At 61.6% G+C, this 14,022-nt stretch carries 17 protein-coding genes; 10 read left to right on the forward strand and 7 right to left on the reverse strand.

The window, feature by feature from the left end; all coding sequences use genetic code 11:
• The 6 genes from JF66_RS12435 to JF66_RS12465 all read right to left on the reverse strand — a co-directional run.
• Window positions 1–291: hypothetical protein (locus JF66_RS12435; protein ID WP_035878502.1), on the reverse strand; the 291-nt coding region annotated here is incomplete at its 3' end.
• Window positions 288–698 (reverse strand): hypothetical protein, encoded by a 411-nt coding sequence (locus JF66_RS12440; RefSeq protein WP_035878505.1) that lies wholly within the window; start codon window positions 696–698, stop codon window positions 288–290. The genes JF66_RS12440 and JF66_RS12435, both read right to left, overlap by 4 nt.
• Window positions 699–984: 286 nt before the next feature.
• On the reverse strand, window positions 985–1,395 hold the full coding sequence (locus tag JF66_RS12450; RefSeq protein ID WP_156109772.1) for a hypothetical protein: 411 nt from the start codon (window positions 1,393–1,395) through the stop codon (window positions 985–987).
• 330 nt (window positions 1,396–1,725) lie between these two features.
• Complete coding sequence (locus JF66_RS12455; protein WP_156109773.1) at window positions 1,726–2,367, reverse strand: hypothetical protein; 642 nt, start codon at window positions 2,365–2,367, stop codon at window positions 1,726–1,728.
• The gene (locus JF66_RS12460; RefSeq protein WP_035878518.1) at window positions 2,364–2,765 is read right to left on the reverse strand and encodes a hypothetical protein; all 402 of its coding nucleotides are present in this window, start codon (window positions 2,763–2,765) and stop codon (window positions 2,364–2,366) included. The genes JF66_RS12455 and JF66_RS12460 overlap by 4 nt, the downstream gene beginning before the upstream one ends.
• Before the next feature lie 229 nt (window positions 2,766–2,994).
• Window positions 2,995–3,369 carry a hypothetical protein gene (locus JF66_RS12465; protein ID WP_035878520.1) on the reverse strand — a complete coding sequence of 125 codons (375 nt, stop codon included), beginning with the start codon at window positions 3,367–3,369 and terminating at the stop codon, window positions 2,995–2,997.
• A gap of 865 nt (window positions 3,370–4,234) precedes the next feature.
• On the opposite strand from JF66_RS12465, the gene JF66_RS23005 reads away from it, so the two are divergent.
• Together JF66_RS23005 and JF66_RS12470 are read left to right on the forward strand one after the other, a co-directional pair.
• On the forward strand, window positions 4,235–4,429 hold the full coding sequence (locus JF66_RS23005) for a hypothetical protein (protein ID WP_156109774.1): 195 nt from the start codon (window positions 4,235–4,237) through the stop codon (window positions 4,427–4,429).
• Window positions 4,430–4,504: 75 nt separating this feature from the next.
• Window positions 4,505–4,975, forward strand: a complete 471-nt coding sequence (locus JF66_RS12470; protein ID WP_231556403.1) for a luciferase family protein — start codon at window positions 4,505–4,507, stop codon at window positions 4,973–4,975.
• Between the two features lie 440 nt (window positions 4,976–5,415).
• Here JF66_RS12470 and JF66_RS22305 read toward each other — a convergent pair whose 3' ends face one another.
• On the reverse strand, window positions 5,416–5,751 hold the full coding sequence (locus JF66_RS22305; protein WP_231556404.1) for an alkyl sulfatase C-terminal domain-containing protein: 336 nt from the start codon (window positions 5,749–5,751) through the stop codon (window positions 5,416–5,418).
• A 125-nt stretch (window positions 5,752–5,876) separates the two neighbouring features.
• On the opposite strand from JF66_RS22305, the gene JF66_RS12480 reads away from it, so the two are divergent.
• The 8 genes from JF66_RS12480 to JF66_RS12515 all read left to right on the forward strand — a co-directional run.
• Window positions 5,877–7,865 carry an aconitate hydratase gene (locus tag JF66_RS12480; protein WP_035878523.1) on the forward strand — a complete coding sequence of 663 codons (1,989 nt, stop codon included), beginning with the start codon at window positions 5,877–5,879 and terminating at the stop codon, window positions 7,863–7,865.
• Window positions 7,866–8,293: 428 nt separating this feature from the next.
• Window positions 8,294–9,061, forward strand: coding sequence for a metalloregulator ArsR/SmtB family transcription factor (locus JF66_RS12485; protein ID WP_081882363.1), 768 nt, complete (start codon window positions 8,294–8,296; stop codon window positions 9,059–9,061).
• Window positions 9,062–9,223: 162 nt separating this feature from the next.
• Window positions 9,224–9,541 (forward strand): ferredoxin, encoded by a 318-nt coding sequence (fdxA, locus tag JF66_RS12490; protein WP_035878524.1) that lies wholly within the window; start codon window positions 9,224–9,226, stop codon window positions 9,539–9,541.
• A gap of 51 nt (window positions 9,542–9,592) precedes the next feature.
• Window positions 9,593–11,056 carry a Fe-S cluster assembly protein SufB gene (gene sufB, locus JF66_RS12495; RefSeq protein ID WP_035878536.1) on the forward strand — a complete coding sequence of 488 codons (1,464 nt, stop codon included), beginning with the start codon at window positions 9,593–9,595 and terminating at the stop codon, window positions 11,054–11,056.
• Window positions 11,056–11,832, forward strand: a complete 777-nt coding sequence (gene sufC, locus JF66_RS12500; RefSeq protein ID WP_035878525.1) for a Fe-S cluster assembly ATPase SufC — start codon at window positions 11,056–11,058, stop codon at window positions 11,830–11,832. Before sufB ends, sufC begins: the two co-directional genes overlap by 1 nt.
• Window positions 11,829–13,154, forward strand: a complete 1,326-nt coding sequence (gene sufD, locus JF66_RS12505; protein WP_197059406.1) for a Fe-S cluster assembly protein SufD — start codon at window positions 11,829–11,831, stop codon at window positions 13,152–13,154. Before sufC ends, sufD begins: the two co-directional genes overlap by 4 nt.
• Window positions 13,151–13,621, forward strand: a complete 471-nt coding sequence (gene sufU, locus JF66_RS12510) for a Fe-S cluster assembly sulfur transfer protein SufU (protein ID WP_035878526.1) — start codon at window positions 13,151–13,153, stop codon at window positions 13,619–13,621. Before sufD ends, sufU begins: the two co-directional genes overlap by 4 nt.
• Window positions 13,622–14,022: iron-sulfur cluster assembly protein (locus JF66_RS12515; protein WP_156109775.1), on the forward strand; the 401-nt coding region annotated here is incomplete at its 3' end. It lies immediately after the preceding gene.

Below are 14,022 nucleotides of genomic sequence, written 5' to 3' on the forward strand. Positions count from 1 at the left end.
TACATCTGCTTGCAGACCCTCGGTTTTCAAGATAGCGAACGCCTGGCCGTGGTGGTTCTCTTCCAGCACTGTCAGCAGGCGCTGGGTCGATGTCGACGCGGCACGATACGCAAGCACCACGATGGCAGCCACCACGCCCAAGGCAACAATCAGACTGCCCAAGAACACCGCTGCCTTCACGGGGTCATCGCCCGAGGCACGCAGGATCCGATAGATGGTGAGGCCCACCATGGCCGCGCCGAACACAGCCCCCGGTACGATAACCGCCCAGCGCGGTGAACTCGACTTCACGATTCCACCAGGCTTGCCCTGAAAGCAAGCATCCGAGCGCGGTGCTCCTGCCTGGTCAACAAGGGTTCCCCGGCGGCACGCACGATAAAACCTGTCGATTCATCCACCTGCTCCAGATTCGGATACCCCACCCGACTCGTCGTGTAGCCCTCAGCAAACTCCGCATCCTTACGCTTATCCCCGACGCGGAGAAACAAGAAACCAACACCGGCACTGGCGGCCAGAATTCCACACAACGCCACCACCCAAGGATTATCAAATGTCGAGTCTGTGACCAACATCACGACGCAAGCGGAAGCCGTCGCTACGCCCGTCACTGCGCTGCAAGCACGGCCTGCCCACATCAGGCGCCACATTGATAGCCCCGAAACCGTCTTGCGGGTGCGCAGCGGGAAAGTATCGTCCATTAAGTCCACCTCTGATATGCGCCACCGAGCGTTGTCACTGATCCCAGCGAACCGCTCATTGTCGCTAGAGCGCCAAAGCCGGCTACTGCCGCTTCCCTGACCCGTTTCTTCCCATGGGCTGCCCTGTTGGCCCAAGCGACGGCACCAATCAGGCCGCCCAAGAACACCACTGCCTTCACGGGATCATCGCCCGAGGCCCGCAGGATCCGATAGGTAGTAAGGCCCACCATGGCCGCACCGAACACAGCCCCCGGTGCGATCACCGCCCAGCGCGGCGAACTCGCCTTCACAAGTCCACGCGGCTTGCCCTCAGTGCCTGAACTCGAGTGCGGTGCTCCTGCCGCGATATCAAGGGTTCCCCAGCCGCACGCACAATAAGACCGGTACGTTCATCGACCTGCTCCAAATTCGGATACCCCAACCAACTAGTCGTGTACCCCGCCGCAAATTCCCGCTTCATCTGCTTACCTAAAAGAAACACCGTTAAGAAAGACAAAATAAGGCTTGCTGATGCGGCGCCCCAGAACGCCACCAACCAAGAGTTCTCAAAAAGCACACCCGAGACCAGAATCATCACTGAACCCGAAATACCTCCGACAACCGCTACAGCAGCGAAAAATAGTGCGCTGAGGGCCAAGCGCCACATGGACATTCCCGCAACCCTCGACCGAACACGAAACTCAAATGATTCACTCACTATTGCCACCTCTGAGACTCCCCACCCACCATCACAGTTCTGCCGAGCGTAACACCCACCATATGGAGCTCAGAGGCACCGACGGCCGGCCATTTGGGCGCTAAAGGCGAACTTCACGATCCAAGCGGCCAATCTCTGTCGCGACCACCGGACATCCCTGAGATCCGACCGTGACCCGCAAGGGGTTCCCTTGTGCAACGAGGAGCGAGGCCAGCCCTGAGTCTACGACTGGGCCCAAATCCGGGGCGCTCAAGGTCCCCCTTGCGGGCGCGGGCGCCGTGCCGCAATTCTCTGCGTCGGTTCTGACGCCGGAGGTCGTCAGTCATCGGTCTAGGTCGTAGGAGGAAGGGCCATTGAGGTGGCAAGCGTGGAGTTAAGAACGGTGAAGGAGTCAGTGGTGGGAGAGAAAATCCAGTCTCCGGTGCGGGCAGGAGAGAACGTGACGCGCAGCATCACCCCATCGTGCAGCACGGCAATTTTCAGCGCTCTGGCCTTGAAAAGAAGCGCCGGCTCGTGGGCTGGCTCAATGCTTCGAAGTTCAGACCTGTCCAGGCGTGACGTGACGACGGGTTTCTTCGCGGACCCATCCCAGAAGGTGATCGACTGGGCGTCGAGGGTGACGACTGCGTAGAGGGTCCATTTGTCCCACGCCGCGCCCCTGAGCGCCACCGGCAGGGTGGAGACGTCGTCTCGGAGTCCACCGGTCTTGAAAATCGCGAAGGCCTGACCCGGATACCTCCCGTCCAAAACTTCCAGCAAACCGCGACCGGTAGCGGCGGCGCGCCGGTAATAATAGACCACGACGAGCAGCACCCCGCTCAGGGCCACGAGCGTACCCCCGAAGAACAGGAGCGCCTTCGCGGTGTCGCCGTCCGACGCCCGGAGAATCCGGTAAATGGTCAAACCCACCATCGCCACGACTAAAGCGCCCTGTGGAACGATGGAGCTCCAGCGCAGCGAACTGGCCTTCACGAGTCCACCAGGGTTGCCTTGAAAGCCTGCACCCGAGCGCGCTGTTCCTTCCGGCCAATCAGGGATTCCCCGGCGGCCCGCACGATCAAACCCGTCGATGCATCCACTTGCTCCAAGTTGGGGTAGCCCCCCGGGCTCGTCGTGTACCCCGCAGCACACTCTTTGTCCTTCTGCTTTGACGCCCAGTGGAGCAACAGATAGCTGACGACAAAAGTTGCAGGGATGATATACACCGAGGGGACCACCCGCTGGCTCTCATGCGTTACGACGAGCACGAGAATCGCGCCCGCCCCTATAAGCAGTGCTACCCCGCAGACTGCCAGCGCTGCCATAATCAGACGCCACATCGAGGGGCCTGGCACTCGCATGCGAGTATGCATCTCGAACGGCTTACTCATGATCTCCCCCTCTTGCCACTCCCGCCCGCAGCACCACTCTGTCGAGAGTATCGTTCATCGTCTGGCGTGCACCAAGGCAGCTATCGTGGGCCGATTGGGTTCTGTCCGGGAACATCGCTTGCAGCCGAACGATCCTTTGGCGACCACGGCGCATCCGTCAGAGCCCCGCGCGACCCGCAAGGCGTTCCGACACCGCATACCTCGTGCTGCTGGCATCCGCTGGCACCTGCTATTTTCCCTTCCACTGTTCCGCGGTGTAAACCTTAAGCAGAGGCTGCCCCACCGCTCTCAGAACCGCCCCGGTCTGATAGTCAACTTGAGGCACCTTAGGGGAAAGATTGCACGTTGTGGTGTACCCCGCCTTCTCCTCTCGAATCGCCTTGAAGAGCATTGCGAACATCCGATACTGCCCCCAGATAAACGACAGGACCGCAACAGCGAACATAGGGAACATCCAGGGCTGGATCGTTTCCTCCGTTGCTCCCGCAAGAAAATAGCTTGCCGCGGAAATGCCCGTGGCCGTCAGGCATATTTTTGCTGGGCGCTCAAGGTGGCGCGCCAATTCGAGCGCGGTCGGCCCCGGGAGCAAATCTGACTTATTCACCGTACTTACCCTCCTCGTTGTCCCCACTTGCCTGAACCAACGACGGTACCCGAAGTGTCGGCCACGAAGCCAAAGCTTCCCCCACCAACCGCAGCCAGCGTCCCTGAGGCGCTGGCGGTTCCTCAAACGGGGCGAAGGCAACGTCTGCCTTCATGGAGCTCACGGTGCAGTTTCAGCGTGGAGCACGTTCTTTCGGTCTGTGCCACGATTCAAGGGTGCAATCAATCCAACCAACGTCTTTCTCGGGTCGATCCGCGTTCAGGGTCTGGTCCGCGCACCCAATTGGATGGTTGACCGTAGCCGTTACCGCAGAAATCAGCGCCGGGGTCTTGAGCATGCAACAAGCTGACCCGGTCGGCCCGAATGTGGTGCAGAGCGTCGTAGGGGTAGTGCTCCTTGTACTGGTGACCCGACGGCACGCGTGGGCGTGGTGGACATATTTGTGGCTAAACGCCATCGCCTTCGCTTCCTTTGGGGTACTTGCACTGGTAGTCGCAATGTCACGAACAGGGAATGTTGAAATCAGCTGGCTCGGACTCGGTCTGTCGTTGATTGCCTTCGTGGCCATCTTTGCGCCTGGGATACGACCGCGAAAGACTACGCGTAAACAGCCGGGAGCGTTCGCACGGTCAAACTAGTTTTTTTGACTTCGCGCTCAATCGCCCGGCCTCGCGCCGTCCCGCAGAGGGTTCCCCTGTGACACGGCATCGCCGTGATCGGCCGACTGGTGATTTGGCCTAAATCTGTCGCGCTGGAGGTCCGTCTTTCGGGCCGCTTGGGAGCCTCGCTCCTGGCCCTCGACTCGACGGCGGCATTGTCCTGAACAGCCGTCGGGTCGTAAGCTCGGGAGAGGTAGGACTCTCAGGTGTCCGTGAATCGAGGGGTGGTCGATATGGACTTCGGTGCTTTTTCTTGGTGGAACTTCTGGGTGATCGTCCAAGTTCTCGTCGTGGTGGGGATCGTGGTGGCTCTCGGGCTTTTCATCCGCTGGGGACGGCGCAAGAGCGCGATTCTTGCGGCTGGCGAACCGGAGCAAAGTCACGGGACCGCCCGAAAGTAACGCGTGAGAGGCCCCCGCTGGGGGTCCGTCTCGCGGGCGCACTCTTTCCTTCTCGGCGACGAATAGGTTTGATCCATGACTACACCAGCACGTGGGGGCAAGCGCCCTCGTGTCTCGGCCGAAGGCCCGCAGACACAACTGTCCCAGCAATCCAGTCCAGGCTTGTGGGGTCAGCTCGTTGCTGAAACGTTTGGACTCGACTCCGTTGTCGAGGGTCACAGCCAGGTATCACCGTCCTCTTCACGCGCCGTCTTCCTCGTCGACATGGCGGACGAGCGTTTGCCTGAAACCTCCCTGGCACCGGGGAAGCGCTTGGAGCCAGTTCATCTCCACGGCGTGCATGACACGAGCGTTCATCTTTGCCTGCCCGCGGCCCGCGGCGCGGAACTCACCGAACTGGGATGGTCCCAGCCTCATCAGTATGAGGACTATGGCACTGAGTTCATGATCTACGGCCCGCGCACCGAAGCGGAACTGGAAATCGTTCTCTCCATTATCGTCGAGAGTCTGTCCTTCGCCCGCCACGGAAGCATCCGAACGCACTAAACGACCGCATAGGGTTGGGCGGTCGGGACAGGGGGACGCCGTCCCCGAAGTAAGAGGCGGACAAAAGCGAAGTGCTTATGGTGCCCGGATGGCGCATGACGGGAATATGACCGACCGCTCACTTGACGGTGATAAAGACGTCAGGTGCTCTGAAGGTGATAGAACCGTCACGAGGAAGGTGTCCGGACTGCACGTGGAGAAGTGAAGGGTCCCGAGGGTCTGGGGCGAATGTTTCACCAGGGGCGCCTCGTGAGTGGGCTGACGCAGCGCGAGCTGGCCGAGAAGTTGGACACGCATCAAAAGTACCTTTGGGGGCTGGAATGCGGCAAGAACATGATCGTGCTCGAACTCATCTTTGCAATCATGCGTGAGACCGGCATCCGCATGTGCATGCAGGTTGACGACCGGGCTAAAAGAGCGCACCTCCGTGGTTGGGATGGTTACGGCGTGACGATGGCGAAGTCGGGGTCGACGGGGTCGAGCAGCTCAGCCAGGGCTTGGAGGTCGGTCGAGTCACCGTCGACATTGACGGTGCCGTCGGTGATCATCCAGCACAACGCGAGGTGCAGGTCCCAGGCCCGGGGACCGTCGATAAGGATGGCGAGGGAGTCGAAGACCTGGGCCGCTGTGAGCGTTCCGACGAGGTCGGCCGATGCCGTCGGTCGCCTTAATCTGCCGCTGCACGCTTCGAGCGACCAGTCCGCGGTCCGCGTCGGCGAAGTCCTGGGTGTCTGCCATCGGCAGGTTCTCGGCAGCCGCCTGCAGCCTGTGCCCATTCCCCCCGAGAAAGCTAGGCCCAGCGCCACCAATGGCGTACTTTGAGGATCAGCGGCATGCCCTGAAGGCCAATTCGTCACCGACGAATGTAGGCGGGTACCGCTATCGAGTAAGGAAGCTCCCCGTGGCATACAACGTCGCCCAGAAACTCATCGCGTCGCATCTGGTTTCGGGGGAGATGGTCCCCGGTACTGAGATTGGTCTGCACATTGACCAAACCCTCACTCAGGACGCGACGGGGACCCTCGTCATGCTGGAGTTGGAGGCTCTGGGTCTGGATCGAGCGCGCACGGAGGTTTCTGTGCAGTACGTCGACCACAACCTGTTGCAGGCCGACAGCAAGAACGCGGAGGATCACGACTTTCTCCGCTCCGCCTGCCAGCGGTTCGGCCTGTGGTTCTCGAAGGCCGGTAACGGGGTATCCCACCCCACGCACATGCAGCGGTTCGGTGTTCCGGGCAAGACCATGGTCGGCTCCGACAGTCACACGCCGGCGGCCGGCTCACTCGGGATGCTGGCCATCGGCGTCGGCGGCACCGAGGTGGCCCTAGCCATCGCCGGCGAGCCCCTGTACATCAGGATGCCCGAAATCTGGGGCGTGAAGCTCACAGGAGAACTGCCGCCGTGGACGAGCGCCAAAGACGTCATCCTCGAAATGCTGCGCCGGCACGGCGTCAAGGGCGGTGTCAACAGGATCGTCGAGTACTACGGCCCCGGCCTCGCCACCCTGACCGCGATGGATCGGCATGTAATTGCCAACATGGGCGCTGAACTGGGGGCGACCTCCACCGTTTTTCCGGCCGACGAGCAGGTTCGAACCTTCCTGCGGGCCGAACAGCGAGAGCAGGATTTCACCGAACTGGTCGCGGATGCGGATGCGACCTACGACGTGACCGAGGAGATCGACCTGGCTTCGATCGAGCCGTTGATTGCGCTTCCCAGCTCGCCCGGCAACGTCGTTCCGGTACGTGAAGTGGCGGGGCGCCCGGTCGAGCAGGTCGTAATCGGGTCATCCGCGAATCCCGGCCTGCGCGATTTCGCGATCGTGGCCGCCATCACGAAGGGGCGGCAGGCATTCCCCGGCCTGTCCCTCGACGTCAATCCCAGCTCCCGTCAGATTCTGCAGGACCTCACCATCATGGGGGCGACCCTGGACCTGATCGGCGCGGGCGCCAGACTTCATCAGTCCGGCTGCATGGGTTGCATCGGCATGGGCCAGGCCCCCGCGAACGGCAGCATCAGCCTGCGCACCATGCCGCGCAACTTCCCCGGTCGCTCGGGCACCCAGGAAGACTCGGTCTACCTGTGTTCGCCGGAGACGGGGGCGGCCGCCGCGCTGACCGGACAGATTACCGATCCGCGAGACCTGACCGAGCTCTTCGGCTTGGAATATCCCCAGATCACAGTTCCGGCGGTGTCGAGCGTGAACCTGGCGATGCTCGAGGAGCCCTTGCCGCCCGAGGAATCCATCGCCGTGCAGCTGATCAAGGGGGAGAACATTTCCTCGTTGCCGGTATTCGGACCGCTCTCCGAACGCATCGAGGCACCCGTCGCCCTGATCGTGGGTGATGACATCTCGACGGATGAGATCCTGCCGGCCGGCGCACGAGTTCTGCCCTTCCGCAGCAACGTCCCCAAGCTCGCCGAATTCACCTTCGACCAGGTCGACCCGACCTACCCGACTCGCGCCGCCCAAACCCGAGACACGACCGGCCACATGATCGTCGCCGGTGCCAACTATGGGCAGGGCTCCTCCCGGGAGCACGCCGCGATCACCCCGCGCTTCCTCGGACTGCGGGTGGTGCTGGCGGTTTCGTTCGCCCGAATTCACTGGCAGAACCTGGCCAACTTCGGTGCGCTGGCGCTCCAATTCACGGATGCGGCCGATCACGATCGCATAAAGCGAGATGACGTGCTCGTGCTCGACGGGATCCGTGAGGCGCTCTCGAACGGAACGGAGATCCTCGTGCGCAACACAACTCGAGACGAGGTCTACTCCGTGCGCCACGAACTCTCGACGCGGCAGATCGAGATGCTCCTGGTCGGCGGCCTCATCCCGTGGCTGCGCGCCCGGCACGCGCAGGGTGCGACCGTTCCTGAGGATGTCAGATAGGGCCCGCGCCGTTTCATTGTGCGGCGAAATTCAGTTCTGTCACGACAGCAGAGGAGGCGATTGCCGAGACGGCCGAAGGGACGGAAACGATCGTGCGTGACGCCGCGGCGCCCGCCATACCTGCTCAACCGGAAGCGTCACGCAGCCGTTGAGGCGCACCCAAACCACTGACACGTGCACTCGGGAGAACCGAATAACGCTTCACTCCCCATTCGCCGACGTGCCGCCAACGCTGAAGTGGATACCTGATCACTGACGTTTCCGCACGTCCCAGTCGATCCGCGCGATGGGATGCGCTTGCGTTCACCAGGGAGCACCGCAATGTGCTCGTGGGTTCCGACCGCGGCTGGGCTCCACCATAGGCGGAAGTTTTCTCTGAGTCGACGCGAAGACTTGATCGCCGAGTCGAATTAGGACATGCTTATGTAATGTTAATAACCCACCGCCGCGGATCCGAGGGTACAGACGGGTCGAAACCCGAATCGAATGGTGTCGAGGAGCGCACCTGGGACCGGGTCCAGCAGTTGCTTGCCAAGGATGGCCCGCTGACCGCTGCCGACCTCGCCTCACGTTTGGAGTTGACGCCCGCCGCAGTACGCCGCCACCTTGATCAGCTCGCCGAGCAGGGCGCCATCGAGGAACGCGAGGTCGCCATGGCCGGTGGTCGTGGTCGTGGCAGGCCGGCCCGCGCGTATATTCTCTCCGAGGCCGGTCATGCCGGGATGGACAGTGACTATCTCGATGTGGCCACCTCGGCCTTACGCTTTCTCGCCGAGCGCGCCGGGGCGGATGCCGTGGGCGAGTTCGCCCGTGAACGTGGCGCACAGCTAGAGCGACGCTATGCCGCGCAGCTGCCCTCGACAGGTGGGGATATGCGCGCCCGCGCGCAGGCACTGGCGTCCGTACTGAGCGCTGACGGTTTCGCAGCATCGATCCGACCGGTCGAGGCGGGCCTGCCCGTGGCCGGTGTGCAGCTGTGCCAGGGGCATTGCCCAGTTCTGCATGTCGCAGCCGAGTTCCCGGTGTTCTGTGACGTTGAGACCGATTCGTTTTCGCGACTGCTCGGCGTCCCGGTTGAACGACGGACGACTCTTGTCCGGGGTGAACACGTCTGTACGACCTTCATCCCCGTTGACGCCCTGGCCACGACGGCCACGTCCGAAACGAACAACGGTACTGAAGGGACTATTGGGTGAGTACCAGTGCAGGGGCGATCCCGGGAGTGCAGGCGACCACCGGCTCCGATATCGTCACGAACGCGGCATTCACGTCCAGGCCGTCGGCCCTGGTTTTTGGGATGGCGGCCTGATGAGGTTGTCTCCGGAGATATTCCTGGAGCACTCCACCCGGGCCGCACTATGACGTACGTTATCGCTCTGCCGTGCGTGGATGTCAAGGACAGGGCATGTATTGACGAATGCCCGGTTGACTGCATTTATGAGGGCGACCGAGCGCTCTACATCCACCCCGATGAATGCATAGACTGCGGTGCCTGTGAACCGGTGTGCCCGGTTGAGGCGATCTTCTACGAAGACGACGTGCCGGAGCAGTGGGCGGACTATTACAAGGCCAATGTCGAGTTCTTCGACGACATCGGCTCCCCGGGCGGAGCGGCGAAGGTGGGTCCTTACGCCAAGGATCACCCTCTTGTGGCCGCACTGCCCCCTCAGCGCTGATCGAGATGCGTCGGCTGCTCGAAACTATCAACAAATGACATGGAGACGAAGATGAGTGCACCGACTACCACGCCTGGTATTTCTGACGAGGTGCGTGATTTAGCGGACCAAGAATATCAGTATGGGTTCTTCACCGAGCTTGATACCGACGTCGCACCGCGAGGGCTGAACGAAGACATCATCAGGCTGATCTCGAGTAAGAAGAATGAGCCGGAGTGGCTGTTGGAGTCTCGACTTCGTGCCTACCGGCACTGGACGACGCTGACGCCACCCACGTGGCAGCACGTCTCCTATGGGCCGGTGGACTATCAAGACATCATCTACTACGCCGCCCCCAAGCCGAAGAAGAACCTGGCAAGCATGGACGAGGTCGATCCGGAGTTGCGGGAGATGTTCGACAAGCTCGGTATTTCCCTGGGGGAGCAGGAACGACTCAGCGGCGTGGCGGTGGACGCGATCGTCGATTCGGTGTCCGTTGCGACAACGTTCAAGGACAAGTTGGCCGAAGTCGGTGTCATTTTCTGCTCCTTCTCGGAGGCTGTGCAGGAGCACCCGGACCTCGTGCGTCAGTACCTCGGCTCGGTGGTCCCGTACAACGACAATTTCTTTGCCTCCCTGAACGCTGCCGTCTTCACGGACGGCTCATTCTGTTACATCCCCAAGGGGGTGCGCTGCCCGATGGAACTGTCGACGTATTTCCGCATCAACGCTGCGGATACCGGTCAGTTCGAGCGCACCCTCATCATCGCTGAGGAGGGCGCGTATGTGAGTTACCTCGAGGGATGCACTGCGCCGGTGCGTGATACGAATCAGCTGCATGCTGCAGTGGTCGAATTGGTGGCCCTCGATGACGCTCAGATTAAGTATTCAACGGTGCAGAACTGGTATCCGGGGGATATGGATGGCAACGGTGGCGTGTATAACTTCGTGACCAAGCGGGGGATGGCCGCCGGCCGCAACTCACGGATTTCCTGGACACAGGTCGAGACCGGTTCGGCGATCACCTGGAAGTACCCCGGCGTGATCCTGAAGGGTGACAACTCGGTCGGAGAGTTCTACTCCGTTGCCTTGACGGCCCGGCACCAGCAGGCGGATACCGGCAGCAAGATGGTGCACATCGGCAAGAACACCAAGAGCACCATCATCTCGAAGGCGATTTCGGCCGGTCACGGCCAGAACACCTACCGCGGATTGGTGGATATGCGACATTCGGCCGTCGGAGCGCGCAACTTCACGCAGTGCGATTCGCTTTTGATCGGTAAGGACAGCGGCGCTCACACTCTTCCGTATATAGAGGTGAAGAACCAGACCGGGCAGGTTGAGCATGAGGCCTCCACCTCGAAAATCGGTGAGGAGCAGCTGCTGTACTGCCGACAGCGAGGCATCCCTGAGGAGGAGGCTGTGTCGATGATCGTGAACGGTTTCTGCCGTGAAGTGTTCAAGATGTTGCCGATGGAGTTCGCCGTTGAGGCACAAAAACTATTGACCGTAAGCCTGGAAGGAAGTGTTGGATAATGCTGAAAATTGACGGACTGCACGCCAGTATCGAGGACAAAGAAATTCTGCGAGGAGTGGATCTCCACCTGAAGCCGGGTGAGGTCCACGCGATCATGGGTCCGAACGGGTCGGGGAAGAGTACGTTGGCCAGTGTCCTGATCGGTCGTGAGGGCTATCAGACGTCGGGCAGTGTCACGTACGAGGGTCAGGACCTCCTGGCTCTGTCCCCCGAGGAGCGCGCTGCCGCCGGTGTATTCCTGGCTTTCCAACATCCTGTCGAGATCCCGGGCGTGGGGAACATGTACTTCATGCGCACCGCGTTGAACTCCCTGCGCCGCCAGCGTGGAGAGGAAGAGCTGGATCCGGTGGACTTCCTGGCGCTGGCGCAAGAACGGATGAAGCTGGTCGAGATGGACCAGAGCTTCATGAGCCGTTCCGTGAACGAGGGGTTCTCTGGCGGGGAAAAGAAACGCAACGAGATCCTGCAGATGGCGATTCTGGAACCCAAACTCGCGATCCTGGATGAGACGGACTCCGGCCTTGATATCGACGCTCTCCGGATCGTCGCGAACGGCGTGAACGCTCTGCGCAACGAAGGCCGGAGCATGCTGGTCATCACCCACCACCAGCGTCTGCTGGACTACATCATTCCCGATCAGGTGCACGTGATGACCGCCGGCCGCATCGTGCGCTCCGGGGGCAAAGACCTGGCTCTTGAGCTTGAAGAACACGGCTACGCGAGCACGCAGCAGGCTGATTCGAGTCGCCTGACACCCGTAGGGGTGTTGCGGTGACGACGCTGAGCGCGGTCGGCGGGGTGCTTTCCGGCTTCGAACCTCGGCTCGGTTCGCGTGATCCCGACTGGCTTGCGGAGGCGAGGGTGGCTGCCCTCCAGTGGGTGGGTGAGCACGGCTTCCCGACCCGCAAGAACGAGGATTGGAAGTACACCGGACTTGCCCCGATCCTGGCCGTGCCGTTCGAGGCAGCCACCGTGGCGTCCGGCAGTCGGGTGACGGCAGATGTGATCGACGCTGCGGCGGTCGATCTCGGCGGACCGCGCCTGGTCTTCGTCAACGGGCACTTCGTGGCCGCGCTCTCGCGGCTGACCGGCCTGCCGGCCGGTGCCGTTGTGACGAGTGTGGGCGCAGTGTTGGCGGCGGGGCCTGACCGGCTCGAACCGTTCTTCGCGCACACACCGGGAGAGCATCACGCGTTCGCGGCCTTCAACGACGCGCTGGCGGAGGATGGGGCATTCATCCATCTGACGTCCGGCGCGATCGTGGACGAACCGATCCAGCTCGTGTTCTTTTCTGATGCCGGCGGGGTTCCGCTGATCTCCAGTCCACGGTCGGTGATTATCGCTGATTCTGGTTCTCGGGCGACGATCGTTGAGACGTACGCCGGAATCGATGCCGACGTGTATTGCACCAACGCTGTCACCGAACTCGTGCTGGCCGATGACTCGCAGATCGAGCACTATAAGGTTCAGAACGAGCCAGTGACCGCGTTCCATGTGGCGTTGCTGTCCGTGCGGCAGGCGCGCGGCAGCCGATTCTCATCCCATTCGATCATGCTGGGCGGCGCCATCGCCCGGCACGAGATTCGTGTTCTGCTGGATGGCGTCGGCGCAGAGGTGAGCCTCGATGGGGTTTACCTGCCGCAGGGTGATCAACTCCACGACAATACGATTTTCGTCGACCATGCTGCGACCGACTGCACCAGCCACCAGCTTTACAAGGGAGTACTGGACGGTCGCGCCCACGGCGTGTTCAATGGCCAGATCATGGTTCGTCATGGCGCGGACGGAACCGATGCGAATCAGAACAACAAGAACCTGATTCTCTCCGACCGGGCCGAGGTCGACACTCGACCGCGACTCGAAATCTACACCGACGATGTGAAGTGCACGCACGGTGCGGCGGTGGGCCAGATGGACGAGGAGGCTTTGCTGTACCTTCGTGCGCGTGGCATCCCGCTTGAGGAGGCCCGGGGCCTGCTCATCTACGCCTTCGTGCACCAGATGGTCGACCGGATCACGTTGATACCGCTGCGGAAGCAGCTGGAGTCGATGGTCGCCGGCCGGTTCAGGAAAGACGACCGTCCGGTCGAGTCGTGAACGGTCCAGCGCAGAGTGTGGGAATCGCCGGCCTGTATCAGGACATGATCATCGATCACGCCCACAATCCTCGTAACTTTCGTGAACTTGAGGGGGCAACCCGAAAGATCGAAGCGGTCAACCCGCTCTGTGGCGATCAGTTGACCCTGTACCTTCAACTCGTCGATGGTGCCGTCGCCGATATTGCCTTCGTGGGTAACGGATGCGCGATCTCCCAAGCCTCGGCGTCGCTGATGACCATGGCGGTGAAGGGCCTGCAACAGGACGCGGCCCTCGCGCTGTTCGCCCGTGTCCACACCATGCTCACCACCGAATCCGTGGGCGACGAGACGAAAGCAGAGATCGGCAAGCTCGCGGTGTTGTCGGGGGTGTGGGAATACCCGACGCGGGTCAAGTGCGCCACCCTGGCTTGGCAGGCCTTGCGCAACGCCCTCGAAGACAGCGACCGCCGGGAGAACAAGAAGTAGATGAGCATGCACTCAGACCGATATGGAACTGTTGAACTCAGCCAGACCTGTCAGGCAACCGTGATTCCGGGCGGAGAGCCGATGGTGCTCCACGCCGGCGAACAGGTTGTCGTGACGCAGACCCTGGGCGATAGCGTGACCGTTCAAACCGAGATGGGCTACCTCGTTCGGATCAGCGCGGGGGACTCCGCAGCGCTTGGCCTGAGCCAGCCTGTCACCGAATCAATGATGACGAAGCAGGGGCCGTTCAACCTGGACCAGGTGCTGGACCGCCTCAAAAACGTTTACGACCCGGAGATCCCCATTAACGTTGTGGACCTGGGGCTGATCTACGTCTGTCAGGAAGAGCTGCTGTCCGACGGCTCTCACCGCGTCGAAGTGAAGATGTCCATGACCGCTCC

It is taken from the genome of Cryobacterium sp. MLB-32 (assembly GCF_000738085.1).
Classification (GTDB): domain Bacteria; phylum Actinomycetota; class Actinomycetes; order Actinomycetales; family Microbacteriaceae; genus Cryobacterium.